Below are 23,747 nucleotides of genomic sequence, written 5' to 3'. Positions count from 1 at the left end.
GCACCCGGTGCGCGCGGCACCGCCGGGAGTGGCGGTGCCGCGCTCGTTTTCCGCCCCCGTGCCGGCGGTCCCGGCATCATGGGGGCATGCGTGCCGCGCGACTCATCAAGATGGTCCTGCTCCTCCAGTCCCGCCCCTCCATGACCGCCGCCGAACTCGCGCGGGAGCTGCAGGTGTCGGAGCGGACCGTGACGCGGGACGCCCAGGCGCTGTCGGAGGCGGGGGTGCCGGTGTACGCGGACCGGGGGCGGGCCGGCGGGTACCGGCTGATCGGGGGGTACCGGACGCGGCTGACGGGGCTGGCGCGCAGTGAGGCCGAGGCCCTGTTCCTGAGCGGGGTGCCCGGCGCGCTCGGGGAGATGGGGCTGGCGGACGCCGCCTCCGCCGCCCGGCTGAAGGTGGCCGCCGCGCTGCTGCCCTCCCTGCGGGACGCCCCGGACAGCGCCGCCCGGCGCTTCCACCTGGACGCGCCCGCCTGGTTCCGGGAGCCGGAGACCCCCGCGCTGCTGCCCGTGATCGCCGGGGCGGTGTGGGACGACCGGCTCGTCGAGGCGGTCTACCGGCGCGGCGACGGGCCCGTGGAACGGCGGCTGGAGCCGTACGGGCTCGTGCTCAAGGCGGGCGTCTGGTACCTGTGCGCGAGGGTGGCCGGCGGCGGGGCGTACCGGACCTACCGGATCGACCGGTTCACCGGCGTCACCGCCCTCGGCGAGCGCTTCGGCCGCGACCCGGACTTCGACCTGCCCGGGCACTGGGCCGGGCAGGCCGAGCGGTTCGCCCGGTCGCTCCTGCGCGCCGAGGTCGTCGTGCGGCTGTCCCCGGACGGTGTGCGCCGGCTGCCGCACGCCGTCGATCCGCTCGCCGCCCGGGAGGCGCTGGCCGGCGCCGGGGCGCCGGACGGCGAGGGGTGGGTGACGGTCACCGTGCCGGTGGAGTCGGAGGAGGTCGCGCACGGCCAGCTGACGGCGCTCGGGCCCCAGGCCGAGGTGCTGGCGCCGGCGGGCCTGCGGCAGCGGTTCGCGCGGGACGCGGCCCGGCTCGCCGCGCTGTACGGGCCCGCCGACGACGGGCGGCGGCCCGCGGACGCCCGGCCCCGGCGCGCGGGCGCCCCCTCCCGGCCCGCGGACGGCCGGCCCCGGGGTGCGGACGCCTGACGGCGATCCCCCGCGCATCCCCGCACGCTCCCGTACTCCGCGTGCGCCCCGCCCGCTCAGGCCCGATGCTGGAGCCGTGATGGACGAGACGGAGTTCTGGGAGCTGGTGGACGGCACCCGCGAGGCCGCGGAGGGCGATACCGGGGAACAGGCCGACCTGCTCCTGGACCGGCTGGTCCAGCTGGAGCCGGAGCTGGTCCTGGACTTCGCCCGGCACTTCGAGGCCCGCTACAACCGCGCCTACCGCTGGGACCTGTGGGGCGCCGCCTGGCTGCTGCTGGGCGGTGCGAGCGACGACGCGTTCGACTACTTCCGGTGCTGGCTGATCGGGCAGGGCCGGGAGGTCTACGAGGGCGCCCTGCACGACCCGGACTCCCTCGCCGACCTGCTGGACGACTTCGACGAGGAGGTCGACGGCGACGGCGAGGAGCTGGGCTACGCGGCGGACGAGGCGTACGAACAGCTGACCGGCACGGTCGCCCCGGACCTGGGCATCGCGTCCGCGCCCGCCGAGCCGGCGGGCACGCCGTTCGACCTGGAGGACGCACGGGCGCTCGCCGAGCGCTACCCCCGGCTGTGGGAGCGTTTCGGGCGGTGACGCGGCCGGCGGTGGCCCCGCGTCCGGCGCGGTCGGCCGGCCCCGCCCGCCGCCGGGCGTCCGCGCGCGGGGCCGGGCGGGCGGGTCCCGCCGGGCCGGAGCGCACCGCGTGGTGCGGCGGGGCGGCGTTCGCCCCGCCGGGCGCGGACGCGGGGCCGGCGACCGGGCCGCGGATCACGGTGGCGCGCCGACCGCGGGGCGCCGGGCCCGGAGCGGACTGTGCACCGGCTGCGGCCACGCGGCGCCCGTGCGGCCCTGCAGCCGGGCGGCCCGCTCCCTGATCCCGGGCAGCCGGGCCTGGAGGGCGGCGCCGGGGCAACTGGTCATGTAGCCGTCGCCGTGGCCGGCCACGACGGGCAGGGTGGCGGCGCTGCCCGCCCGGTAGCGGCTGAGGCCGCTGCTGGAGACCAGCCGGACCCGGTCGCGCGGGTCGACGCCGGAGAGGCCGAGTTTCCAGGCGGCCAGCGCGGCGATCGCGTCGGTCATGGCGCGCGGGACGGGGACGCCGGCGGTGAAGGTGCCGAGGGCGGCGATGCCGGTGGTGCGGTGGTTGAAGCCCTGGGTGTGGGCGCCGGTGACGGGCCGGCCGACGCCTCCGGCGCGGCCCTCGTAGAGGGTGCCGCAGCGGTCGACGAGGAAGTTGTAGCCGATGTCGTCCCAGCGCCGGTCGTGGGTCTGGCCGGTGTAGAGGTCCCGGATGATGCGGGGGGAGTCGGCGCACCGGTAGGCGTTGGGCGTGTCGGTGTGGTGGACGAAGACGGCGACCACCTTGTCGTCGTAGTGCGGGGGCGGCTGGGTCGGCGAGACGGCCGGGCCGAACCAGGCGGAGCGGGGCACGATGCGCGGCCGGGCGGCGCGGTGGCCCGCCGGGTGCCGGGCGGGCGGGTCGAGGCGGACCGCGGTGGTGCCCTCGGTGCTGTGCGCGAGCAGGGCCAGCGCGAGGGCGGCGGCCAGCCCGGGCAGGCACCCGAGCAGCACCAGCACGGCGCCCGGGAGGCGGGCGGCACGCCCGGCCCACGTGTCCGACACCCTTCGCAAGACCCGCATGGTCCCACCCTCGGGCCGATCCGCGCCGCCCGCGACGCGTGCTGTGCCACCTGGAGGAACCATCGTCCCGGTCAGAGCGTTTCCGGGGATGTGGGCACACGGGGCACGTGGACGCCGCGGCCGGCCACCGGGTCCGGGGACGCCCGCCCGCACGGGTCCGGGCACCGGCCCCGTCCCGCCCGTGCCGGGGGTCCGAGAGAGAGGCGGCTTCGTGGACCTGCTCGACCTGGTGCTCGTGCTGGTGGTGCTCGTCCACGCGGCGAGCGGGTACCGGCGCGGGCTGGTGGCCGGATGCGTGTCGCTGGCCGGTTTCGTGGGCGGTGCGGCCGCGGGTGTGTGGGTGCTGCCGTGGGTGACCGCCGCGGTGGCGCGCGGTTCGGCGGCGGCGACCGCGCTGGCCGTGCTGACGGTGCTGGCCCCGGCGGTGGCGGGGCACGAGCTGGCGGGCCGGCTGGCGCTGCGGCTGCGCCGGGAACTGGACCGGGAGGGCCGGGGGCCGCTGCGGGTCGCGGACGGGCTGGGGGGCGCGGCGGCGAACTCCCTCGCGGTGCTCATCGTGGCCTGGGTGGCGGCGAGCGTGCTGGGCGCGGCCCCGTCGCAGACCCTGGCGACGGCGGTCCGGAACTCGGCGCTGCTGGGCGCGGTGCAGCGGACGATGCCGGAGACGACGCCCGCCTGGTTCTCGCGGGCCACCTCCGCGCTGGCGCAGGCGGGCTTCCCGCAGGTCTTCAACCCGTTCGAGAACGAGTCGACGGCCCGGGTGGCCCGGCCCACCGGCGACAGTGTCACGCCCGCCGCGTCGGCCGCGGCGAAGCGGAGCACGGTGAAGGTCGAGGGTGCCTTCGGCGCCGAGGGCCATGAGGGCAGCGGGTTCGTGTACGCCGCGGGGCACGTGATGACGAACGCGCACGTGGTGGCGGGCATCGACCACCCGAGCGTGCGGGTGGGCGGGGTCGGGCCGTCGTACGCGGCCCGGGTGGTGTTCTTCGACCCGGACCGCGACGTGGCGGTGCTGTACGTGCCCGGGCTGAGCGCCCCGGCGCTGCGCTTCGACGACGGCGCCGACCGGGGCGAGGCGGCGGTCGTGGCGGGCTATCCGCAAAACGGCGGCCTGAACCTGCGGGCGGCGACGGTGGCGAGCCGGATCCGGGCGACCGGGCGGAACATCTACAACGACCGCACGGTCACCCGGGAGATCTACGCCATCCGCTCGACGGTCCGGCCGGGCAACTCCGGCGGCCCGCTGCTGACCACCGGCGGCCGGGTGTTCGGCATGGTCTTCGCCCGCTCCACCTCGGACGCCGAGACGGGGTACGTGCTGACGGCCGCCGAGGTGGCCGGCGACGCCGGCCGCGCGGCGCGCGCGACGGCGCCGGTGGACACGGGCGAGCCGGTCACGTCCTGAGGGACCCGCCCGCCTCCGGCGGGGCGCCCGGCCGCGTCCGGCGGGTCACAGCGGGCGGCCCATGAGCACGTCGTCCACGTACCGTCCCTGGAGGAAGAACTCCTCCGGCAGGACGCCCTCGACCACGAACCCCTCGGACGCGTAGAGCCGCCGTGCCGGGGTGTTGTGCCCGAGCACGCGCAGGGTGAGGCGGCGCGCCCCGCGGTGGCGGGCCTCCGCGACCGCGGCCCGGATCAGCGCGCGTCCGACGCCCCTGCCGCGCACGTCGTCGTGGACGGCGAGTCCCTGGATCTGGCGGACGTGCGCGTTGGCGGCGAGCGGGGTGGGGAAGGCGATGCGGACGTAGCCGACGACGCGGCCCTCCAGCTCGGCGACCAGGGTGTCGTCCGGCGCGTGCCGGCCGGAGAAGAAGGGCGGGTACGGCGGCTGCGGCTCGGGCGTCACGGCGTGCAGCGGGGACCAGGTGAGACGGTCCAGGAGGCGGAGGTCCGGGTCGTCGCCGAGCTGGGCGACACGTATGTACGGGTCGGGCATGACGGCCACTTTAGAGGCGGGGGCGCAGGATGGGACGCATGGAACGTTCGCGAATCGCGGTGGCCGGCGCGTCCGGTCTCATCGGCAGCGCCCTGGTGCGGTCCCTGACCGCGGACGGGCACGAGGTGGTGCGCCTGGTCCGCCGTGCGCCCCGGGACGACGGCGAGGTCCGCTGGGACCCGCAGCGCCGGCACGTGGACGCGGCCGGACTGGCCGGCTGCGACGTGGTGGTCAACCTGGCCGGGGCCGGGGTCGGCGACCGGCGCTGGACGCCCGAGTACAAACGGCTGATCCGGGACAGCAGGGTGCTGGGCACGGCGGCGCTGGCCGAGGCCGCGGCCTCGCTGCCCGAGCCGCCGCGGGTCTTCGTGAACGGCAGCGCGATCGGCGTCTACGGCGACACCGGCGACCGGACCGTGGACGAGGACGCCCCGCCGGGCGACGGCTTCCTGCCCTCGGTGTGCGTGGAGTGGGAGGGGGCCGTGGCACCGGTGCGGGAGGCCGGCGTGCGCACGGTGCTCCTGCGCACGGGACTGGTGGTCGCCCGCGGGGGCGGGGCCTGGGGCCGGCTGTTCCCGCTGTTCCGGGCCGGGCTCGGGGGGCGCATCGGTGACGGCCGGCAGTTCTGGTCGTACATCGCGCTGCACGACGAGGTCGCCGCGATCCGGCACCTCATCGACGACGGGGCGCTGTCCGGGCCGTTCAACCTGACCGCGCCGCAACCGCTGACGAACCGTGAGATCACGGCGGCGATGGGGCGGGTGCTGCGCCGGCCGGCGCTGTTGCCGGTGCCCGCGCCGGTGCTGCGGGCGGCGCTGGGCGAGATGGCCGGGGACGTGCTGGGCAGCCAGCGGGTGGTGCCGAGGCGGCTGCTGGAGTCGGGTTTCCGGTTCGCGTTCCCCGGGATCGAGGACGCGATCCGGGCCGCCTGAGGACGCCAGGCACCTCCTGCGGCCTTCTGAGGCCTGCTGTGACCGCATGCGACCGCCGTGCGACCGTGCCCCCGCCGGTGCGCGACTGCCGCCGACCGATCACGGCCCTACCCTCAAGCCGAACTCGGGTATCCCCGGAGCCTGTTGGGAGCAAGACGTCTCCCTCCGGCCGCGCAACCCACAGGAGGGGCCTCGTGCTTGAGCCCGCGTACCAGGTGGACGTCGTCGTCGTGGGGGCCGGGATCGCCGGTCTCTCGGCGGCTCACCGGCTGACCAGCGCAGGAGTGACGACCACCGTTCTGGAGGCCGCCCCGTGCGCCGGCGGCCGCATGGCGACCGAGAAGGTCGACGGCTTCCGGCTCGACCGCGTCGGACAGGTGCTGTCCACGTCCTGCCCCGAGCTCCGCCTGAGCCCGGGGCTCGGCTCCCTCGTCCTGCGCCGCTTCGCGCCGGGCGTCCTGCTGCACCGTGACGGACGCGTGCACCGGGCCGGCGCCCCGGCCGGCGTGCGAAGCGCGAGGGGCGCACTGCATGCGGTGCGCGCCTTGGCGAGCGCCCCTAGAAGTGCGGCGGTCCCGCCCGGCCGGGCCGGGACGCCGGTGGGCGGCGCCGTGGACCGGGCCCGGCTCGGCGCCGCGCTGGGCCGGATCGCCGCGACGCCCGTCGAACGCCTGCTGTCCCGGCCCGAGCTGCCCGCCGCGCAGGCCCTCGCGGCCCGCGGGGTGCCCGCCCGGACCATCGACGGCTTCCTGCGTCCGCTGCTCGCCGCGCTGCTGTGCGACCCGGAGCTGAGCACGTCCAGCCGGTGCGCCGATCTGGCGCTGCGCTCCTTCGCGAGCGGGCGGCTGTGCGTGCCGGAGGGGGGCGCGGAGGCGTTGCCGGAGCTGCTGGCCCGTGCGCTGCCGCCGGGCACGGTGCGCACCGGGGTGCGGGTCACGTCCGTGTCGGCGAACTCGGTGACCACCGCCGAGCACGGGGAGATCCGCTGCCGCGGGGTGGTGCTGGCGACCGACGCGCGGGCCGCGGCCGAGCTGCTGCCGGGGCTGCGGGTGCCGGACTTCCACGCGGTGACCGTCGTCCACCACACCACGGACGACCCGGCGGTGGCCCTGTCGACCGGCACCTCGCTGCTGCTGGACGCCGACCGCGGCGGGCCGGTCGCGCACACGGCGGTGCTCAGCAACGTCGATCCGAGCCGGGCGCCGGCGGGCCGGACGCTGATCTCCTCGACCGTGCTGGGCACGCCGCCCGACGGGGTCGACACCGCCGTCCGCCGGCACCTCTCGCGGCTCTACGGCACCTCGACGCGCCGCTGGGAGACGCTGGCCGTGCACCACACGCCGGAGGCGGTGCCGGCGATGCGCCCGCCGCACGACCTGCGGCGCCCGGTGCGGCTGCTGGCGGGCCTGTACGTCTGCGGCGACCACCGCGACACCAGCAGCGTCCAGGGCGCCCTGCACTCGGCCCACCGGGCCGCGTCGGCCGTCCTGACGGACCTGGGAGCGGGGGACTCGCTCCCCACGGCGCCCACGGCCGCGGGGCTGCCGCGCGCGGCGTGAGGGGCGGCGGGGCCGCGCCGGGCTCAGCCCAGCGCCGCCACCTTCTCGCGGTAACCCCGCACGGGCGGCGCGTCCCGGTACGGCTCCAGCCGGCGTTCGAAGTCCCGCACGTACTCGACCGCGCGGGCGGACCGCATCTGCGCCGCCTGGCCCGCCGCCTCCGCGCCCAGCGCGCAGGCCTGGTCGAGCTCGCCGAGGCCGAGGCGGGCCGTGGCCAGGACGACCCGGCAGAACAGGCGGCTGCGGGCGTAGGAGGGGGCGCGCAGCCGCAGCGAGCGTTCGGCGTGCTGCGCGGCGGCCCGGAACTGCTGCAGGTCGCGGTGGCAGTGCCCCAGTTCGTCGGCGAGCTGCGCCTCGTCGAAGAACCGGGCCCAGTGCGGGACCTCGTCCCCGGGCCGGGCCGCCTCCAGGGCGCGCTCGGCCCGCACCAGTGCCCCGGTGCACGCCCGCACCTCCCCGAGCACCCCGTGCGCGCGGGCCTCGGCGGAGTGCAGCAGCGCCTGGACGACCGGCGGGACGCCGCCGACCCCCTGCTGCGCGACCCGGGCGAGCTGCACGGCCTCCCTGCCGTGGCCGAGGTAGACGGCCTGGCGGCTCATGGTGACCAGGACGAAGGCGCCGTAGACGCGGTCGCCGGCCGCCTGGGCGAGCCGCAGCGCCTGCACGAAGTAGCGCTGGGCGAGCCCGTGCGCGGCGATGTCGTACGACGTCCAGCCGGCGAGCCGGGTGAGGTCGGCGGCGGCGGCGAACAGCCGGCGGCCGGTCTGCTCGTCGTAGCTGCCGCGCAGCATCGGTTCGCACTCGTGCTCCAGGTAGCGCACGAGGGCCTGCCGGGCGTGGCCGCCGCCGTAGGCGTCGTCGAGGGTGCGGAACAGCTCGCCGACCGAGCGCAGCGCGGCGATGTCGCCGCCGGTGACCCGGTGGCCCGGGGCCCGCTCGGCCTGGCCGCGCAGGCGGGGCGGCACCGGCGGGCGCGGGGCCCGCGGGCGGGGCCCGGCGGCGCCGGGGCGGCCCTGCGCGGGCACCCGGAGCTCCGGCGCGCGGGCCACCCGGTCGTCGGCCTTGCCGATCAGCCAGTCCCGGCTGGGCACGACGAGCCCGGCCGGGGTGAAGGCGATCTTGCGCAGTTCGGCGTGGCTGCCGGAGTCCTTGCGCCACAGCCCGCTGACGATGTCGACGGCCTCCTCGGGGGAGGCCGCGAACTCCAGCCCCGCGTACACCGGCGCACAGGCGTCCAGGCCGAGGTCCTGGGCGGTGAACCGGCGTCCGAGCCGGCGGGTGAAGACCTCGGCGATGAGGGCGGGCGTGGTGCCCCGGGGCTGCTGCCCGCGCAGCCAGCGGGTGACCGACGTCTTGTCGTATCTGAGGTCCAGCCCGTGTTCCAGGCCGAGCTGGTCGACGCGACGGGCCAGACCCGCGTTGGAGAACCCCGCCTCTGCGATGAGCGCGGCGAGCTGGCGGTTGGGGGTGCGCTGCGCGGGTCGGTCCGTCATCTGCGGTGCGGTCTCCTGCCTTCCGGCTGCTGAAGTGCCGGGATTGCCTGCGAGCAGCCCTTTTGGCCTTATGAACGGCGCGAATGTAGCGGAGGGTGAGCGGACACCAGCACACTTTCCCGGGCATTCATCCGATCGTGTGAGGATTGCCCGCGGAGCTGACGCACACCGGTCGGACGTACAGTGACGTGGGCGCGCAACGCGCCCGACCCGCCCATCGCCGAGGGAGGCGCTTGCCGTGAGTGAGTTGCGGTTCATCCGCATGGGGTTCGGCGCGGACGCCGTCGAGTACCAGCAGGCCTGGGACGAGCAGCGCCGGGTGCACGCGGCCCGGTTCGCCGACGAGGTCCCCGACACCGTGCTCCTGCTGGAGCACCCCCCGGTCTACACGGCGGGCCGGCGCACCGAGGACAGCGAGCGCCCACTGGACGGCACCCCGGTCATCGACGTGGACCGCGGCGGCAAGATCACCTGGCACGGCCCCGGCCAGCTGGTCGGCTACCCGATCCAGAAGCTGCCCCGCCCGGTGGACGTCGTCGCGCACGTGCGCCGCCTGGAGGAGGCCCTGATCCGCACCTGCGCCGAGTTCGGCCTGGAGACCACCCGCGTCGAGGGCCGCAGCGGCGTCTGGGTGCTGGGCGACCCGGTCGAGCGGCGGCCCGCGCTCGGCGGGCTGTCCCTGGACTTCAACCCGCGGCTGGACGACGAGGAGTTCGACCCCCGGCTGAACGGCCCGGAGTACGCGCCCTCCAACGCCGGCCAGCGCCGCGAGGACCGCAAGATCGCCGCGATCGGCATCCGGGTCGCCAAGGGCGTCACCATGCACGGCTTCTCCTTCAACGTGAACCCGGACAACGCCTGGTTCGACCGGATCATCCCGTGCGGCATCCGGGACGCGGGCGTCACCTCCCTCGCCGGCGAGCTGGGCCGCGAGGTCACGGTCGAGGAGGCGCTGCCGGTGGTCGAGCGGCACCTGCGCGAGGTCCTCCAGAACGCGGACCCCAAGCCGCGGGAGATCGACCGGACACCGGCTGCGGCCGGCCCGTCCGGGGTCTGAGCGGGCCGGGGCGGCGGCCCCCCGGTCGCATCCGCACCGGCGCCGGACCGCCGCGGAATCCACGGGCGTACCCTGGGGGACGCCGAAGAACCAATCGCTAGGGAGCCGGTCGTGTCCGCAGTCGCACCCGACGGACGCAAGATGCTGCGCCTGGAGGTCCGCAACAGCCAGACCCCCATCGAGCGCAAGCCCGAGTGGATCAAGACCCGGGCGAAAATGGGCCCCGAGTACACCAAGATGCAGAACCTCGTGAAGAGCGAGGGCCTGCACACGGTCTGCCAGGAAGCCGGCTGCCCGAACATCTACGAGTGCTGGGAGGACCGCGAGGCGACCTTCCTCATCGGCGGCGACCAGTGCACCCGGCGCTGCGACTTCTGCCAGATCGACACCGGCAGGCCCGAGGCGCTGGACCGCGACGAGCCGCGCCGCGTGGGCGAGTCCGTGGTCACCATGGACCTGAACTACGCCACCATCACCGGCGTCGCCCGCGACGACCTGGCGGACGGCGGTGCCTGGCTGTACGCGGAAACGGTCCGCCAGATCCACCGGCAGACCGCGGACCGCGAGGGCGGGCGCACCAAGGTCGAGCTGCTGGCCCCGGACTTCAACGCGGTCCCCGAACAGCTGGCCGAGGTCTTCGCCTCCCGCCCCGAGGTCTTCGCGCACAACGTCGAGACCGTGCCCCGGATCTTCAAGCGGATCCGCCCCGGCTTCCGCTACGAGCGCTCGCTCAGGGTCATCACCGAGGCCCGCGACTTCGGCCTGGTCACCAAGTCGAACCTGATCCTCGGCATGGGCGAGACCCGCGAGGAGGTCGGCGAGGCGCTCCGGCAGCTGCACGACGCGGGCTGCGAGCTGGTCACCATCACCCAGTACCTGCGCCCCTCGGTGCGCCACCACCCGGTGGAGCGCTGGGTCAAGCCGCACGAGTTCGTGGAGCTGAAGGAGGAGGCCGAGCAGATCGGCTTCTCCGGCGTGATGTCCGGCCCGCTGGTGCGCTCCTCGTACCGCGCCGGGCGCCTGTACCAGATGGCCGTCGAGAAGCGGGGCGCGTACGTCGCCGCCCAGGCGGTGTGAGCCGCGCGTGTGAAGTCACACACAGGAACCTACCGGCCGGTAACGGCCGGGCCGACGCGGTCCCGGCCGTCCTCGCTGATGGGGGCGGTAGCCGGGGCCGCGTCGCCGTCCGGGCCCCCCGCACCGGGGCTTCACCGGCGTTTGACCGGCCGGTCACGCACTGGTAACACCGAACAGTGACACTGGCGTCACGCCCCGTACGCCCCGTACGCCCCGACCGAGGGGGGACCTCGACCATGCAGGCCGCGCCCGTCCGCGCCACCGCCATCCCGTCCTTCACCGGCGCGCTGCGCGCCGTGGAGTCGCTGCTCATGAGCGGCGGCCAGCGCACCGCCCGCCGCAACGCCTGGGCCTCCGTCCTGGAGGACCGCCGCCGCGCCGAGGACCGGGTCGAGGCGCAGCGTTTCCTGGAGCGGGCCGCCGCCCGCTCCTGAACCCGGGGCCCCCCGGGACCGTCGTCACCGGCACTCCCGGGGACACGTAGACTTCGTGGCATGGCGAGGAAGGAACCCGCGGCGGACGCCGCGAACGCAGGGCGACTGAAGCAGATCGCCCTCACGTACAAGATGACCCGCAAGGCCGACAAGAAGATCGGTCTCGTACTCGCGGCCGTCGGTATCGGCACCCTCGGTGTCCTTCTCGCGATCGGCTTCCTGATCGGCCACCCGGTCTACCTGGGCATCCTGGGCCTGCTGCTCGCCCTGCTCGCGACGGCGATCGTGTTCGGCCGGCGGGCCGAGCGGGCCGCCTTCGGGCAGATGGAGGGCCAGCCGGGCGCCGCCGCGGCCGTCCTGGACAACATCGGCCGGGGCTGGACGACCACCCCGGCGGTGGCGATGAACCGCAGCCAGGACGTGGTGCACCGGGCGGTCGGCAAGGCCGGCATCGTACTGGTCGCCGAGGGCAACCCGAACCGGGTGAAGAGCCTGCTGGCGGCCGAGAAGAAGAAGATGAACCGCATCGTGGCCGACGTGCCGGTGCACGACGTGATCGTGGGCGACGGCGAGGGCCGGGTCGAGCTGAAGAAGCTGCGCACGACCATGCTGAAGTACCCGCGCGTGCTGACCGGCCCCCAGGTGACCGCCACCAACGACCGGCTGCGCGCCCTGGGCGACCTGATGAGCAACATGCCGCTGCCGAAGGGGCCGATGCCCAAGGGCATGAAGCTGCCGAAGGGCGGCCCGAGGGGCCGCTGACGGCGGCCGACCTCCTCGCACGGCGCAGGGGGCGGCCCCGGATCACTCCGGGGCCGCCCCCTGCGCCGTGCGCCACCGCGCCCCGCCGGAACCGACCGGTGTCAGGCGCGGACCTCGACCGTCTTCGCGACCCGGTCGTGCAGGCCGCGGCCGTCGCGGTCCCAGACCAGTGCGGGGATCGCCAGGCAGAGCAGGACGGTGCGCAGCAGGGCGCGCGGCGGGCTGACCGTGCCGGTCGCGAGGGCGACGACCCGGACGCCGAAGAGGCGCTTGCCCGGGGTGAAACCGATCGTGCCCACGGTCAGGACGCTCATCACGAGGAAGACGAGCAGGGCCCAGTTGCTGGTGGCCGGGGTGTTGCCGTGCGTGATCAGGCCGTATGCGATCAGGACGCACAGGCCCCAGTCCACGGCGAGGGCGCCGACCCGCCTGCCGGGCCGGGCGATCGAGCCCGGTCCCCGCTCCGGCAGACCGAGCTGCTCGCCCCGGTATCCGAAGTCGGCACCGGCTTCTTCCATGGCCGCGCGCGGCCCGGAGAGCCACGACCCGATTGCTTGCCTGTTGTCCACCCGTCCACGGTACTGCGCCCGGTTTCGGGCGGGGTGCCGGGGCCGGGACGGCGGCACGGCTGGTTAACTTCTGTGAAACAAACGGGTCACGCCCGAGAAACCACCCGTCCCTAGGGTCGGGAACAGCGTGTGCCACCGCACCGGCCGCACGAACGATCTACCACCCCGGCGGGACGGTCGGGAGTAGGAGGAGCTGGATGTTCCAGAACGCCGACGAGGCCAAGAAGTTTATCGCGGACGAGGACGTCAAGTTCGTCGACGTCCGGTTCTGCGACCTGCCGGGCGTCATGCAGCACTTCACGGTGCCCGTCGAGGCGTTCGACCCGGACGAGGAGCTGGCCTTCGACGGATCGTCGATCCGCGGCTTCCAGGCCATCCACGAGTCCGACATGGCCCTGCGCGCCGACCTGTCGACGGCCCGCGTGGACCCGTTCCGCCGCGACAAGACCCTCAACATCAACTTCTTCATCCACGACCCGATCACGGGCGAGCAGTACTCCCGCGACCCGCGCAACGTGGCGAAGAAGGCCGAGGCGTACCTCGCGTCGACCGGTATCGCGGACACCGCGTACTTCGGTCCCGAGGCCGAGTTCTACGTCTTCGACTCCGTCCGCTTCGCCACCAGCGCGAACGAGTCCTTCTACCACATCGACTCCGAGGCGGGCGCCTGGAACACCGGCGCCGTGGAGAACAACCGCGGTTACAAGGTCCGCTACAAGGGCGGCTACTTCCCGGTGGCGCCGGTCGACCACTTCGCCGACCTGCGCGCCGAGATCTCCCTGGAGCTGGAGAAGTCCGGCCTGAAGGTCGAGCGCCAGCACCACGAGGTGGGCACCGCCGGCCAGGCCGAGATCAACTACAGGTTCAACACGCTGCTCGCCGCCGCCGACGACCTGCAGCTGTTCAAGTACATCGTGAAGAACGTCGCGTGGCGCAACGGCAAGACGGCGACCTTCATGCCGAAGCCGATCTTCGGTGACAACGGCTCGGGCATGCACGTCCACCAGTCGCTGTGGAGCAACGGCGACCCGCTGTTCTACGACGAGGCCGGCTACGCGGGCCTGTCGGACACCGCGCGCTACTACATCGGCGGCATCCTCAGGCACGCCCCGTCGCTGCTGGCCTTCACCAACCCGACGGTGAACTCCTACCACCGCCTGGTGCCGGGCTTCGAGGCGCCGATCAACCTGGTGTACTCGCAGCGCAACCGCTCCGCGGCCATGCGCATCCCGATCACGGGCTCCAACCCGAAGGCCAAGCGCGTCGAGTTCCGCGCGCCCGACTCCTCCGGCAACCCCTACCTGGCCTTCTCGGCCCTGCTGCTCGCGGGTCTGGACGGCATCAAGAACAAGATCGAGCCGGCCGAGCCGATCGACAAGGACCTCTACGAGCTGGCTCCCGAGGAGCACGCCAACGTGGCCCAGGTCCCGACCTCGCTGAACGCCGTCCTCGACGCGCTGGAGGCCGACCACGAGTTCCTTCTCCAGGGCGACGTGTTCACGTCCGACCTGATCGAGACGTGGATCGACTTCAAGCGCACCAACGAGATCGCCCCGCTCCAGCTGCGTCCGCACCCGCACGAGTTCGAGCTGTACTTCGACGTGTGACAGGTGGGGCGGTCCGGCGGGACCCGGCCCCGTGCCGGTGACCGCGGAACCGCCCCTCCCCCCGGTCCGGACCGAGGCCCCGCCCCTCACCACGGTGAGGGGCGGGGCCTCGGTCGTGCGCTGTTCGCGGTCGGTACGCTCGCGGCCATGACGACGTGCGAGTACGCCGTGGTGACCACGACCCACGACGCCGAGGACAAGGCCCACGCCCTGGCGGCCGCCGTGATCGAGGGCCGCCTTGCCGCCTGTGCCCAGATCTACCCGGTCACCTCCGTCTACCGGTGGCGGGGCCGGGTGGCGGGCGGGCGGGAGTGGCGGGTGGACTTCAAGACCCGCGGGGACCTCGTGGCCGAGCTGACGGCGCTGATCAGGGAGAGGCACGACTACGACACGCCGGAAATCGTCGCCGTGCCCGTCCTCTCCGGCAGTCCCGAGTACCTGACGTGGATCACGGACGAGACGGGGAGCTGAACGGCTGCGCCGCCGCGGCGCCCGAGCGGGCGGGCAACCTTTTCCGCTTCCCGGGCTTCCTATTGTCGGGAGATCATCCTTCCTGGACCCGCCGGACGAGAGAGGTAGCACGGGGATGACTGAACAGGACGACTGGGAGCGGGAGTTCGACCACAGATGGGCGAACTCGGCCGAACACAAGGAGCCCTCCGCGCGGGCCCGGATGCTGGCCGCCCGCTGGAAGGAGAACCCGCCGGAGCCGGCGCCGTTCCGTGCCGACCCGGACCCGGTGGCGCCGCGCCGGTCGTCGTGGCTGTCGACGGCCGTGGTGCTCGGCTGCGTGGCCGCCGTGATCGTCCTGCTCGGGTACGCGCAGGTGCGCGCCCCCTACTAGGGGCCCGCCGTCCGGATCCTGCCGGGCTCGCGGGGTGGCCCGGCCCGGACGAACGGCCCCGGGGGCCGGGGCGCGCGGACTCTTTGCCGCTCCCGGGGCCGTCCGGGACCGTTTCATGGGGGACGGCGGGTGCACACTGGACAGCAGGACGAGTGCCTGACTGCGGGGTGAGACGGATGCGGAGCCGCTTCCGGAGCGACCGGCGGCTGACCGTGCGGATGACGGTCACGCTGTTCCTGCTCGGGCTGCTGTACGTGGCCTTCGTCGCCGCGCTGATCGTGCTGCTGAAGTCCTGGGTGCTGGTCGCCGTCCTGATGGGCGCGATGTTCGTGGCGCAGTTCTGGTTCTCCGACCGGATCGCCGTGTTCGCCATGCGCGGGCGGGTCGTGCGGCGGGAGGAGCATCCCGAGCTGCACGCGGTGGTCGACCGGCTGTGCGCGATCGCGGACATGCCGAAGCCGGTGGTCGCCGTGTCCGAGATGAACATGCCGAACGCGTTCGCGACCGGACGCAGCGCCGACCACGCCGTGGTGTGCGTGACCACGGGGCTGCTGCGGCGGCTGGAGCCGGCGGAGCTGGAGGGCGTCCTCGCCCACGAACTGTCGCACGTGGCGCACAAGGACGTCGCGGTGATCACGGTCGCGTCGTTCCTCGGGGTGATCGCCGGGCTGGTCGTGCGGTTCGCCCTGTACTCGCAGCTCTTCGGCGGGGGCCGCCGGGACCAGAACACCGCCGCGGTCCTCGCCGCCGTCCTCGGTGTCTCGGCCGCCGTGTACGCGCTCAGCTTCCTGCTGATCCGGGCCCTGTCCCGGTACCGGGAGCTGGCGGCCGACCGGGCGGCGGCGCACCTGACCGGCCGGCCCTCGGCGCTGGCGTCGGCGCTCACCAAGGTCTCCGGGGACATCACCCGCATCCCGACCAGGGACCTGCGCACCGCCCAGGCCTTCAACGCGTTCTACTTCGCCCCGGCGGCCGGCAGGGAGCCGGGCATCGAGCGCTTCTTCTCCACCCATCCGAGCCTGGAGCAGCGGCTGGACCAACTGGGGCGGATCTCCGCCGAGCTGGGCGAGGCGGCCGCGCCCGGGAAGACGGGCTGAGCACGGGGCCCCGGCGGGCCGCGGGACTGCGGAAGGCGGACTGAGCGGTGGGGCTGCTGGACATCCTGCTCGGGCGGACCAGGCCCGTGGCGCCCGACCTCGACCGGTTGTTCGCGCTGCCCTCGGCGGCCGTCACGCTCGAGGCGGCGACCGGGTTCACGCCGACCGGCACCGGCGCGGTGTGCTTCGCCACGGTCGAGGGCGCGGTGTTCGAGCAGACCCGCCAGGAGGCGCAGGCCCTGCTGGACGCCGACGCCGACCGCACCGGTCCGCCGGTGGAGCTGCGGCAGGACGACTACGGCTACTCCTGGCTGCTGTCCCGGCGGGCGCCGGACGGACTCCCGGAGCTGGTCAACGACCTGCACGCGGTGAACAGCGCCCTGGAGGCCGGCGGCTTCGGCCCGCAGCTGCTGTGCTCCCTGGCCGGGTTCGCCGGCGCGGGCGGCCGGCGGCTGGCGCTCGTCTACCTCTACAAGCGCGGCACCTTCTACCCCTTCGCCCCGCTGCCCGGTCCCGCCCAGCGCCGGGACGGCGCCCTGGAGCTGCGGGTGAGGGCGGCGCTCGGGGACGACCTGCGGATCGAGCCGGACCTGGGCCGCTGGTTCCCGGTGTGGGGCGCGCCCGGCCTCTGAACGGGCCCGGTGCCGGCCCCGGCGGGCCGCCGGAGCGGGAACCGGCCGCACGGGCCCGGCCGGGCGGCGCACCCCCGGGACGCGCACGGCGGTGCCGGGTGCCCCGGGACACGGGGCGCCCGGCACCGGGGTTCAGCGCGAGTGGTGCAGGAGCGCCCGCACCATGCGGCAGGTCGTGTCCGACGGCGGGTGCACGCCGATCTTCTCCGCCGTGTCGCGGATCGTCTCGTCGCGGGCCTGACCCGGCAGGTAGATCCCCGAGTCGAGCAGGGCGATGGCCAGGCGCATGGCCTTCAGGCGCCGGTTGTGCGTGACGTACCACTCGCGCGGCCGCCCGGCCGGCAGCGGACGCTTCGTCACGGGGGCGTAGGGCGAGTCGAGCAGGACGGGGCGCTGGGCGGTGGACTGGGTCGGCAACGGAGCGGACTTCAGGGCGGCGGCGGGCACAGGCATCCTCCTGTCGCGATCAGGGCACCCGCCGGAGATCCCGGCGAGCCCCTCGAACACTGCTTCTATTCTACGGTCCACCACTGACAAAAGCCCCTGGCCACAGGGGTTCGGGGACTGCCGTGACGCCGGTGGCGGACGGGTTTTCGCGTTACCGTTGGCCCCATGGAAATCTGGATCAATCCGGCCTGCTCCAAGTGCCGCAGCGCGCTCGGCCTGCTCGACGCCGAGGGAGCCGAGTACACCGTCCGCCGCTATCTGGAGGACGTGCCGGGCGAGGACGAGCTCAGGGCCGTGCTCGACCGGCTGGGGCTGGAGCCGTGGGACATCACGCGGACCCAGGAGGCGGTCGCCGGGGAACTGGGGCTCTCGGAGTGGGCGCGGGACGAAAGCGCGCGGGACCGGTGGATCACGGCGCTCGCCGAGCACCCCCGGCTGATCCAGCGCCCGATCATCACGGCCGACGACGGCACCGCGCTGGTGGCCCGCTCCGAGGACGCCGTGCAGGAGGCGCTGGCCCGCAGCAGGGGGTGAGGCACGCGAGGGCGTCCGCAGCGGGCGCCCAGCGGGCCTGCGCTCCCCCGGGACCCGGCCCGCGCCGGGCGCGGCCCCGCACGGCGGCCGGCCGGCAAACCGGTGCCGTCCGGCAGGTCCGCCGGGACGCGCCCGTCGGGCAGGCCGGGGAGCCGGCAGGCCGGGCGCCGCTCGGGCGGCGGGCCGTTCCGCCGGCTCCCCGTCGTGCGCAGCCGGGGCGGGCGGGGCCGCCCCGCCCGTCCGGAGCGGCCCCGCACCCCCGCCTGCTGATGGACACCTGCTGCCCCGCGCTGGAGAAGGCCGGCCAGGTCTGATCCGCCCGCTCGCACCCCGGGGGGCACCCGCCGATACGGCGGGCGGACGCGGCCTGTCCGAAGAGTGGAAGAAGGCTCCTGCTCCGCGCCCGTGTCTGCTTCAATGGGCACATGGCCGGCTACCAGAAGTGCACCGCGACGGGTCGTCACGACCTCGAGCCCTTCTGGCCCTCCCGTCAGCACCACGACTTCGACCGGGTGTGTTGCCGCGCGACGAACGCGCCGGCCCTCTAAAGCCGTACACCCCGGCCTTCGGCCGGCGCGAACGACGTACGTCCTCCGGCGCGCCCGACCACGAATCGCGGCCGTCGCCCCGTCCGACGAACTCCTCGCGCGAAAGAGCTGATCCGCCATGGCGTCCACGCGTCCTCACCCCGCCTCCGCCCTGACCGCCCCCGCCACCACCCCGCACGGCACCCGGCACCGGCTGCGTGCCGTGGACCGGGACGAGGTGGTCGACGTCGCCGACTTCCTGCCGCCGGGCGCCACCTGGCTGCCCGCGCCGCAGCACACCCTGCCCGTGCTCCCCGGCCGGCCGCCGATGGTCGGCTACCTGGTGCTGGTCCCGGCCGACCAGCAGCCCCCCTTCCTGCCGGTCGCGGTCCCCCACGAGCCCGCGCCGACGGTCCCGGAGGCCGCCGAACCGCTGGTGCGGATCGACCCCGAGCGCCGCACCGCCAGCGTCGACGGCATCGAACTCGACCTGACCTACCTGGAGTTCGAGCTGCTCGCGCACCTGGTGGCACACCCGCACCGGGTGCACACCCGCGACCAGCTGGTCACCACGGTGTGGGGGTACGGCCACGTCGGTGACGGCCGCACCGTCGACGTCCACATCGCCCGGCTGCGCCGCAAGCTGGGCACCCGGCACCGCCGGACCATCCAGACGGTGCGCCGGGTCGGCTACAAGTACGCCCCGCCGGCCGGCCGCTGACCGCGGGCTCTGCCCCCGGCAGAGCGCCCTTCCCCGCCGCTCCCGTACCGGGCAGGCTCATCACCGGCACGAGACTTCTCGTGCTGGGCGGTACGGAGTTCGCGGACGTGCGGCGGCGGCTGGCGGCCGAGTGGTGCGGGGTGCGGATCCCGTCGGCCTGCCGGCCGGTGCCGGCGGGCGCCGGCCCGTGGAGGTGCTCCGCGACCCGCAGGTGCGGCGGGACCTGCGGTGGCTGCCGGTGGACAGGACGGCGGGGTGCGCCACCGCGCCGCCGCCGGCGGCGGGGGCCGTGGACGCGCACGTGCGCGGCGGTCCCCGCACGATTGCGCAGCGCGGTGAACACCTGCGGGGCGGCGTCCGTATGGAAGGGGGCCGCTTCACTCCTGTCGGGCGCCTCGATGCTGCCCCGCAAGGACGTCAGAGGAGTTCCATGGGACGCAACACACGAAAACGCCGCACGCCGCTGGCCGCCAAGGCCCTGGCCGCATCGGCGGCCCTAGCGCTCGGTGGGGGCGGGCTGCTCTGGGCGAACTTCCACGCCTCGGCGCACGAGTCGCACCACGACGTCGCGTGGGGAGGCAACCGGACCAAGGCCTCGACGGCCCAGGTCGTGACGATCTCCTGCCCGGACGTCGGCCAGAAGCTGACCGACGTGCCGGCCCGGGCCCGTACCGAGGTCGCCGGGGAACTGGCCGGCCTCGACCGCCAGATCACCGACGCCTACCGGCGTCTGGCGACCACGCGGGACGCGCAGGCCAGGGACGCGGGCTTCGTGCAGAACTCCATCCTTCAGCCGCTCCAGGACCGGCGGGCGGCGGTCCTGGACCGGATCGGGCTGGAGGTCACGCGCGTCGGCGGTACCGTGCCCACCGGTCTGAGCGCCCTCGCCACCTGCACCGGAAGCGCGGCCGACCGGACGACCGGCGGCGGGCAGGACGGCGGCGGGCAGCAGCAGGGCGGCGGCCAGGCCAGCACCGGCGGCCAGCAGGGCGGCACCGGGCAGCAGGGCGGCACCGGCGGACAGGCCGGCAACGGCCCGGCCGCGGCCGACTTCGTCGACATCACCAAGGTCCAGCCGAACGTCCCGGCCAAGCCGCGCAGGACGCGCAGCGCCTCCACCGGCACCTTCACCACGCGCTGCGGGGTCAACACCAACAAGAACCACAACACCGACAACGTGATCGTCGCGCCCGGTGTGGCCAACGGCGCGCACCACCTGCACGACTACGTCGGCAACCAGAAGATCAACGCCTTCGCCGGCAACGACACGTTCCTGCAGGGCGGCACCAGCTGCCAGAACAGGAACGACCTGTCGTCCTACTACTGGCCGGTGGTCCGCGTCCAGGACGGCTCGCAGGACTTCGACCAGGACGCCGACGGCGGCGGCAAGGAGGGCAACGTCGGCAGGATCCTGACCCCGGTGCAGGCCCAGATCAAGTACGTGGGCAGCCCCACCGGCAAGGTCGTGGCGATGCCGCAGTTCCTGCGGATCATCACCGGTGACGCCAAGACCACCACCAACGGCCTGGCCAACGCCAACGCGCACTGGAGCTGCACCGGTTTCGAGAACAAGGTCCAGCTGACCGCGCAGTACCCCATCTGCCCGCGGGGCAGCAAGGTGGTGCGCACGTTCGCCTTCCAGAGCTGCTGGGACGGCCGGAACACCGACAGCGCCAACCACCGCACGCACGTGGCCTTCGCCGACGCGGGCGGCAACTGCCAAAACGGGTTCAAGGCGATCCCGCAGCTGACGATGCGGCTGGTGTACGACACCACCCCGCCGACCCTCCGGAACGGCCAGGTGAAGAACGCCTACGCGGTGGACGGCTTCCCGGAGCAGCTGCACAAACCGGCCACCGACCACGACGACTTCATCAGCATCACGACCGGCGGCCTGGCGAACAGAATCGCCAAGTGCATCAACCGCGGTCAGCAGTGCTCGTGATCCCCTGAGGAATCCCCCCACCGGGGGATCACGGCGGAAGGCCGGTGGCGGGCCCCTCCCCGGCACCGGCCTTCATCGCGCCCGGGGGCGGGTCAGCCGCCGTGGGCGTGGTGGTCCGCGCCCACCTCGACGTCGCCGCCGAGCGTGCCGCGCAACGCCCGCACCACGCCGTCGTCGCCGACGGCGACCCACTTGCGGCCGACGAGGTAGTGGCCCCCGTAGTCCTTCGCGTCGTTGATCCACTCGCGCTGGCCGCGGTCGGTGGCGAAGGTGGCGAGGACGAACCTGCCGTCGGTGTTCTCGCAGACGGCCTGGCGGATCTCGTCGGCGTCGGTCTGCAGGTCCGGCGTGCACTTCACCTCGGCGGCCAGGCTCTCCAGACTGCCGGTGGCGGTGGGCGGCACGTCGTCCGTGCCGCCGCCGGAGCCGCCCGAGCCGCAGCCCGCCAGCGCCAGCGCGGCCGTCACGGTGAGCAGCGCCCTTGTCAACCTCATCTGTTCCTCCGGTCCCGGTGGGCCAAGCATGCCGCGCGGAGCCCCGGCGCGGGACCCCTCCCCCGGATACGGGCGGCGGGGGCGGTGCGCTCAAACGCGGTGCCGGCCGGGACCGCGGGGGGGTGCCGCTCGCGGTCCCGGCCGGCACCCCGGCCCGGTGGCCCCCGGCCGCCGCGCCGCCGGGGGCCGGCCGATGGCCGACCACGCGTGCGTGCTGCTCGGTCCGAGGGCCCGGGCCGCCCCGTCCCCCGCCCGGGCCGCGCGCTTGACGGTGACCAACCAACGGCTCGCTCGTTCTCCCGGACGTGCAGCCACAGGATGTAGACCAGCGTCACGCACCCGCCCCCGCCGATGCCGCCGTCGGCCCGGCCGTCGACGTCGCCCGGGCCGAGGCCGCGCTCGTCGAGCACTATCCCCGCCTGGTACGGCTCGCCTACCTGATGCTGCCGTCGGACCTCGGCCGGGGCCGCCGGGTGCTGGCGGCCCACGGCCTCGTGCAGCGCGCCCTGCCCCGGGGCCGCGGGCGGACCGCCGTGATCCCCGCCCAGTCCCCGGGCCGGGACGGCGACGCGGGGTACGCGTTCGTCCGCCTCCGGGTGCTGCGGGCGGCGCTGGAGGCGACCGGCCCGCGCAAGCGGCTGACCAGGCGTTCGCACCTGCTGCCGCTGCTGCCCCGGGTGTGGGGGCTGCGGCTGTTCCCGCGCTCCGGCGGTGCCGACGAACTCGCCTTGGAGAAGCGGCTGTCGGACCTGTCCGGTCCGGCCCGCGCCGTGTACGCGCTGCGCGGCCTGGAGCACCTGTCCGACGCCGACCTGCGCGGGATCCTCAAGGCCGCCGGGGTGACCCGCGCGGAGTCCGCGCTGACGGAGGCCAACGGCGTGCCCGCGCAGCACCGGCTGCTGTCCTCCCCCGAGTTCGACCCCTGCTGGCTGCAGGCCCGGCCCACCGACCTGGCGCGCCGCCGCCGGCGCACCAGGTCGGTCCTCGCCGCCGGGGCGCTCGCGGTGTGCGGCGCGCTGGTCGCCCTGCCGGGCGGCGGCTGGGGCCCGGACGGCGCCGCCGCACCCCCCTACGCGCGCAACCCGGCCGCCGAGGCGGCCCTCGACCCCGGCAGGCTGACCCGGGTCGCCCCCGCCGCCTGGCGGTCCGCCGCCCGCACCGACTTCTCCGTCTGGCCGGCGCGCGGCCCGCTCACCGGGGACACCGCCCTGCTGCGCCGGGCCCTCGCCGTCTGGGCCCGCCCCGGACCGGCGGTCCGCGTCTCGGCGACGCCGGGCACCCAGACCGGCGGCCCGGCCGGACCGCCCCAGTTGCTGTTCGCGGGCGAGGTGGACGCCTCGCGCGTGGTGCTCCTCTACGACGGCCTGCGCGTCACCCGCTACGCCGAGCCGAGGGACGGCACCGCGGGCGTCGCCCTCGACTTCGCCCGCGTCGACGGGGCGAGCGGTGCCGAGGCGGTCGCGCTGGTGCTGGGCCGCGCCGACGGCAACGTCCGCTACCTGACCGCGCCGTGGGTGACCCGGGCCGCCGAGCGGGACCTGATGAAGCCGGACGCACCGGCGACGGACCTCGCCGTCACCGGCGGCGTCACGGCACCGCTGGCCAGCCCGGCGCTGCGGCCCGGCGGCTGCACCTCGTGGAACGTGCTCCAGCTGACCGACGCCTCCGGCACCCGCCTGGCCACCGATCTGGGCGAGCTGGTCCCGGCCCGCCTCACCGCCGGGCGGCCGGGGGCCGCCGGTGAGGCCACGAGCGCCGGGGGACTGCGCGCCTGGGCGCCGTTCGCCTGCTCGCTGGCCGCGGAGCGCTCCGCGGGCGTGCGCAGCGTGAACGCGTGGGCGTACGCCGACCAGCCGCTGCCGGACGCGGGCGGCACCGGTACCTGGGCGTGCACCCGGGCCGAGACCTGGCGCGGGGCCGGTACGGCCGTGCTGGCCCAGTTCCGGATGCCGGGCGGGTCGGTCGGGGCGGTCGTGGCCCGGGGGACCGACGGGCCGGCGTGCGGTCCGCGCGATCCGCACGTGCTCGCCGGCGTGCTGTGGAAGTCCCGGACCGGGAGCTGGTACCTGCTGGCCGCGGGCGGTCCGGACACCGCGGCGGTCCGGGCGAGCGGCGGGGTCACCGCGGTGGGCCGGGGGCCGCTGCTGGCGGTCCGGGCCGGCCGGGGGGCCCGCGCCGTCCTGGAGGGGACACTGGCGGACGGACGGAAGGTCAGCGGACTGCGGTGAGGGATGAACGGCCGTGCGGGACGCTACCGTTCGCGGCCGATTCCGCTCGG

General features: G+C 75.2%; 24 protein-coding genes. 18 read left to right on the top strand and 6 right to left on the bottom strand.

Going from position 1 to position 23,747, the window contains the following annotated elements; translation table 11 throughout:
• Positions 1-86 precede the first annotated feature (86 nt).
• Positions 87-1,154 carry a YafY family protein gene (locus QQY24_RS22435; protein WP_301974497.1) on the top strand — a complete coding sequence of 356 codons (1,068 nt, stop codon included), beginning with the start codon at positions 87-89 and terminating at the stop codon, positions 1,152-1,154.
• Positions 1,155-1,233: 79 nt separating this feature from the next.
• A complete protein-coding gene (locus QQY24_RS22430; RefSeq protein ID WP_301974496.1) occupies positions 1,234-1,752 on the top strand; it encodes a DUF4240 domain-containing protein in 519 nt (172 codons plus the stop codon).
• Positions 1,753-1,926: 174 nt separating this feature from the next.
• Here QQY24_RS22430 and QQY24_RS22425 read toward each other — a convergent pair whose 3' ends face one another.
• A complete protein-coding gene (locus QQY24_RS22425) occupies positions 1,927-2,799 on the bottom strand; it encodes a peptidoglycan recognition protein (RefSeq protein WP_301974495.1) in 873 nt (290 codons plus the stop codon).
• 211 nt (positions 2,800-3,010) lie between these two features.
• On the opposite strand from QQY24_RS22425, the gene QQY24_RS22420 reads away from it, so the two are divergent.
• Positions 3,011-4,204: a MarP family serine protease gene (locus QQY24_RS22420; protein WP_301974494.1), complete on the top strand. Its 1,194-nt coding sequence runs from the start codon at positions 3,011-3,013 to the stop codon at positions 4,202-4,204.
• A gap of 45 nt (positions 4,205-4,249) precedes the next feature.
• Here the strand turns inward: QQY24_RS22420 and QQY24_RS22415 are convergent, their stop codons facing one another.
• Positions 4,250-4,738 carry a GNAT family N-acetyltransferase gene (locus tag QQY24_RS22415; RefSeq protein ID WP_301974493.1) on the bottom strand — a complete coding sequence of 163 codons (489 nt, stop codon included), beginning with the start codon at positions 4,736-4,738 and terminating at the stop codon, positions 4,250-4,252.
• Positions 4,739-4,776: 38 nt separating this feature from the next.
• Between QQY24_RS22415 and QQY24_RS22410 the strand changes: the two genes are divergently transcribed.
• Together QQY24_RS22410 and QQY24_RS22405 are read left to right on the top strand one after the other, a co-directional pair.
• Complete coding sequence (locus QQY24_RS22410; RefSeq protein ID WP_301974492.1) at positions 4,777-5,670, top strand: TIGR01777 family oxidoreductase; 894 nt, start codon at positions 4,777-4,779, stop codon at positions 5,668-5,670.
• A 194-nt stretch (positions 5,671-5,864) separates the two neighbouring features.
• On the top strand, positions 5,865-7,229 hold the full coding sequence (locus tag QQY24_RS22405; protein ID WP_301974491.1) for an NAD(P)/FAD-dependent oxidoreductase: 1,365 nt from the start codon (positions 5,865-5,867) through the stop codon (positions 7,227-7,229).
• Positions 7,230-7,252: 23 nt separating this feature from the next.
• Here the strand turns inward: QQY24_RS22405 and QQY24_RS22400 are convergent, their stop codons facing one another.
• Positions 7,253-8,722, bottom strand: coding sequence for a regulator (locus tag QQY24_RS22400; protein WP_301974490.1), 1,470 nt, complete (start codon positions 8,720-8,722; stop codon positions 7,253-7,255).
• Between the two features lie 238 nt (positions 8,723-8,960).
• Between QQY24_RS22400 and lipB the strand changes: the two genes are divergently transcribed.
• The 4 genes from lipB (at position 8,961) to QQY24_RS22380 (ending at position 12,052) form a co-directional block, all read left to right on the top strand.
• Positions 8,961-9,779 carry a lipoyl(octanoyl) transferase LipB gene (lipB, locus tag QQY24_RS22395; protein ID WP_301974489.1) on the top strand — a complete coding sequence of 273 codons (819 nt, stop codon included), beginning with the start codon at positions 8,961-8,963 and terminating at the stop codon, positions 9,777-9,779.
• Positions 9,780-9,890: 111 nt separating this feature from the next.
• Positions 9,891-10,856 carry a lipoyl synthase gene (lipA, locus tag QQY24_RS22390; RefSeq protein ID WP_301974488.1) on the top strand — a complete coding sequence of 322 codons (966 nt, stop codon included), beginning with the start codon at positions 9,891-9,893 and terminating at the stop codon, positions 10,854-10,856.
• Positions 10,857-11,092: 236 nt separating this feature from the next.
• Positions 11,093-11,290: a hypothetical protein gene (locus QQY24_RS22385; RefSeq protein WP_301974487.1), complete on the top strand. Its 198-nt coding sequence runs from the start codon at positions 11,093-11,095 to the stop codon at positions 11,288-11,290.
• Positions 11,291-11,350: 60 nt separating this feature from the next.
• Positions 11,351-12,052 (top strand): DUF4191 domain-containing protein, encoded by a 702-nt coding sequence (locus QQY24_RS22380; RefSeq protein WP_301974486.1) that lies wholly within the window; start codon positions 11,351-11,353, stop codon positions 12,050-12,052.
• A 101-nt stretch (positions 12,053-12,153) separates the two neighbouring features.
• Here QQY24_RS22380 and QQY24_RS22375 read toward each other — a convergent pair whose 3' ends face one another.
• A complete protein-coding gene (locus tag QQY24_RS22375) occupies positions 12,154-12,621 on the bottom strand; it encodes an RDD family protein (RefSeq protein WP_301974485.1) in 468 nt (155 codons plus the stop codon).
• 197 nt (positions 12,622-12,818) lie between these two features.
• On the opposite strand from QQY24_RS22375, the gene glnA reads away from it, so the two are divergent.
• From glnA to QQY24_RS22350, 5 genes are all read left to right on the top strand, one after another.
• Positions 12,819-14,228, top strand: a complete 1,410-nt coding sequence (gene glnA, locus QQY24_RS22370) for a type I glutamate--ammonia ligase (protein WP_301974484.1) — start codon at positions 12,819-12,821, stop codon at positions 14,226-14,228.
• A gap of 147 nt (positions 14,229-14,375) precedes the next feature.
• The gene (cutA, locus tag QQY24_RS22365) at positions 14,376-14,699 is read left to right on the top strand and encodes a divalent-cation tolerance protein CutA (RefSeq protein WP_301974483.1); all 324 of its coding nucleotides are present in this window, start codon (positions 14,376-14,378) and stop codon (positions 14,697-14,699) included.
• Between the two features lie 115 nt (positions 14,700-14,814).
• Entirely contained in the window at positions 14,815-15,072 is a 258-nt protein-coding gene (locus QQY24_RS22360; protein ID WP_301974482.1) for a hypothetical protein, read from the top strand.
• Positions 15,073-15,248: 176 nt separating this feature from the next.
• Positions 15,249-16,169 carry a zinc metalloprotease HtpX gene (gene htpX / locus QQY24_RS22355; RefSeq protein ID WP_301974481.1) on the top strand — a complete coding sequence of 307 codons (921 nt, stop codon included), beginning with the start codon at positions 15,249-15,251 and terminating at the stop codon, positions 16,167-16,169.
• 47 nt (positions 16,170-16,216) lie between these two features.
• Positions 16,217-16,801 carry a hypothetical protein gene (locus QQY24_RS22350; protein ID WP_301974480.1) on the top strand — a complete coding sequence of 195 codons (585 nt, stop codon included), beginning with the start codon at positions 16,217-16,219 and terminating at the stop codon, positions 16,799-16,801.
• A 132-nt stretch (positions 16,802-16,933) separates the two neighbouring features.
• Here the strand turns inward: QQY24_RS22350 and QQY24_RS22345 are convergent, their stop codons facing one another.
• Positions 16,934-17,248 (bottom strand): hypothetical protein, encoded by a 315-nt coding sequence (locus QQY24_RS22345; RefSeq protein ID WP_301976326.1) that lies wholly within the window; start codon positions 17,246-17,248, stop codon positions 16,934-16,936.
• 165 nt (positions 17,249-17,413) lie between these two features.
• On the opposite strand from QQY24_RS22345, the gene QQY24_RS22340 reads away from it, so the two are divergent.
• The 3 genes from QQY24_RS22340 (at position 17,414) to QQY24_RS22325 (ending at position 20,975) form a co-directional block, all read left to right on the top strand.
• Entirely contained in the window at positions 17,414-17,782 is a 369-nt protein-coding gene (locus QQY24_RS22340) for an ArsC/Spx/MgsR family protein (protein WP_301974479.1), read from the top strand.
• 666 nt (positions 17,783-18,448) lie between these two features.
• Positions 18,449-19,030 (top strand): winged helix-turn-helix domain-containing protein, encoded by a 582-nt coding sequence (locus QQY24_RS22335; RefSeq protein ID WP_301974478.1) that lies wholly within the window; start codon positions 18,449-18,451, stop codon positions 19,028-19,030.
• Between the two features lie 430 nt (positions 19,031-19,460).
• A complete protein-coding gene (locus QQY24_RS22325) occupies positions 19,461-20,975 on the top strand; it encodes a DUF1996 domain-containing protein (RefSeq protein ID WP_301976325.1) in 1,515 nt (504 codons plus the stop codon).
• A 92-nt stretch (positions 20,976-21,067) separates the two neighbouring features.
• Here the strand turns inward: QQY24_RS22325 and QQY24_RS22320 are convergent, their stop codons facing one another.
• Complete coding sequence (locus tag QQY24_RS22320) at positions 21,068-21,469, bottom strand: hypothetical protein (RefSeq protein WP_301974477.1); 402 nt, start codon at positions 21,467-21,469, stop codon at positions 21,068-21,070.
• Positions 21,470-21,774: 305 nt separating this feature from the next.
• Between QQY24_RS22320 and QQY24_RS22315 the strand changes: the two genes are divergently transcribed.
• A complete protein-coding gene (locus tag QQY24_RS22315) occupies positions 21,775-23,697 on the top strand; it encodes a hypothetical protein (protein WP_301974476.1) in 1,923 nt (640 codons plus the stop codon).
• Positions 23,698-23,747: the final 50 nt, after the last annotated feature.

It is taken from the genome of Streptomyces sp. TG1A-8, assembly GCF_030499535.1.
Lineage (GTDB): Bacteria > Actinomycetota > Actinomycetes > Streptomycetales > Streptomycetaceae > Streptomyces.
Note: the sequence above shows the minus strand (reverse complement) of the source record. Positions and strands in the feature narration are given on the sequence as shown.

Bases quoted from the DNA above. Each gene is read 5' to 3' on its own strand.
- QQY24_RS22425 (WP_301974495.1), bottom strand. From the start codon at position 2,799: ATGCGGGTCTTGCGAAGGGTGTCGGACACGTGGGCCGGGCGTGCCGCC.
- cutA (WP_301974483.1), top strand. From the start codon at position 14,376: ATGACGACGTGCGAGTACGCCGTGGTGACCACGACCCACGACGCCGAG.
- htpX (WP_301974481.1), top strand. From the start codon at position 15,249: ATGCGGAGCCGCTTCCGGAGCGACCGGCGGCTGACCGTGCGGATGACG.
- QQY24_RS22400 (WP_301974490.1), bottom strand. From the start codon at position 8,722: ATGACGGACCGACCCGCGCAGCGCACCCCCAACCGCCAGCTCGCCGCG.
- QQY24_RS22430 (WP_301974496.1), top strand. From the start codon at position 1,234: ATGGACGAGACGGAGTTCTGGGAGCTGGTGGACGGCACCCGCGAGGCC.
- QQY24_RS22410 (WP_301974492.1), top strand. From the start codon at position 4,777: ATGGAACGTTCGCGAATCGCGGTGGCCGGCGCGTCCGGTCTCATCGGC.
- QQY24_RS22385 (WP_301974487.1), top strand. From the start codon at position 11,093: ATGCAGGCCGCGCCCGTCCGCGCCACCGCCATCCCGTCCTTCACCGGC.
- QQY24_RS22415 (WP_301974493.1), bottom strand. From the start codon at position 4,738: ATGCCCGACCCGTACATACGTGTCGCCCAGCTCGGCGACGACCCGGAC.
- glnA (WP_301974484.1), top strand. From the start codon at position 12,819: ATGTTCCAGAACGCCGACGAGGCCAAGAAGTTTATCGCGGACGAGGAC.
- QQY24_RS22335 (WP_301974478.1), top strand. From the start codon at position 18,449: ATGGCGTCCACGCGTCCTCACCCCGCCTCCGCCCTGACCGCCCCCGCC.
- QQY24_RS22360 (WP_301974482.1), top strand. From the start codon at position 14,815: ATGACTGAACAGGACGACTGGGAGCGGGAGTTCGACCACAGATGGGCG.
- QQY24_RS22320 (WP_301974477.1), bottom strand. From the start codon at position 21,469: ATGAGGTTGACAAGGGCGCTGCTCACCGTGACGGCCGCGCTGGCGCTG.
- QQY24_RS22325 (WP_301976325.1), top strand. From the start codon at position 19,461: ATGGGACGCAACACACGAAAACGCCGCACGCCGCTGGCCGCCAAGGCC.
- QQY24_RS22435 (WP_301974497.1), top strand. From the start codon at position 87: ATGCGTGCCGCGCGACTCATCAAGATGGTCCTGCTCCTCCAGTCCCGC.
- QQY24_RS22340 (WP_301974479.1), top strand. From the start codon at position 17,414: ATGGAAATCTGGATCAATCCGGCCTGCTCCAAGTGCCGCAGCGCGCTC.
- QQY24_RS22380 (WP_301974486.1), top strand. From the start codon at position 11,351: ATGGCGAGGAAGGAACCCGCGGCGGACGCCGCGAACGCAGGGCGACTG.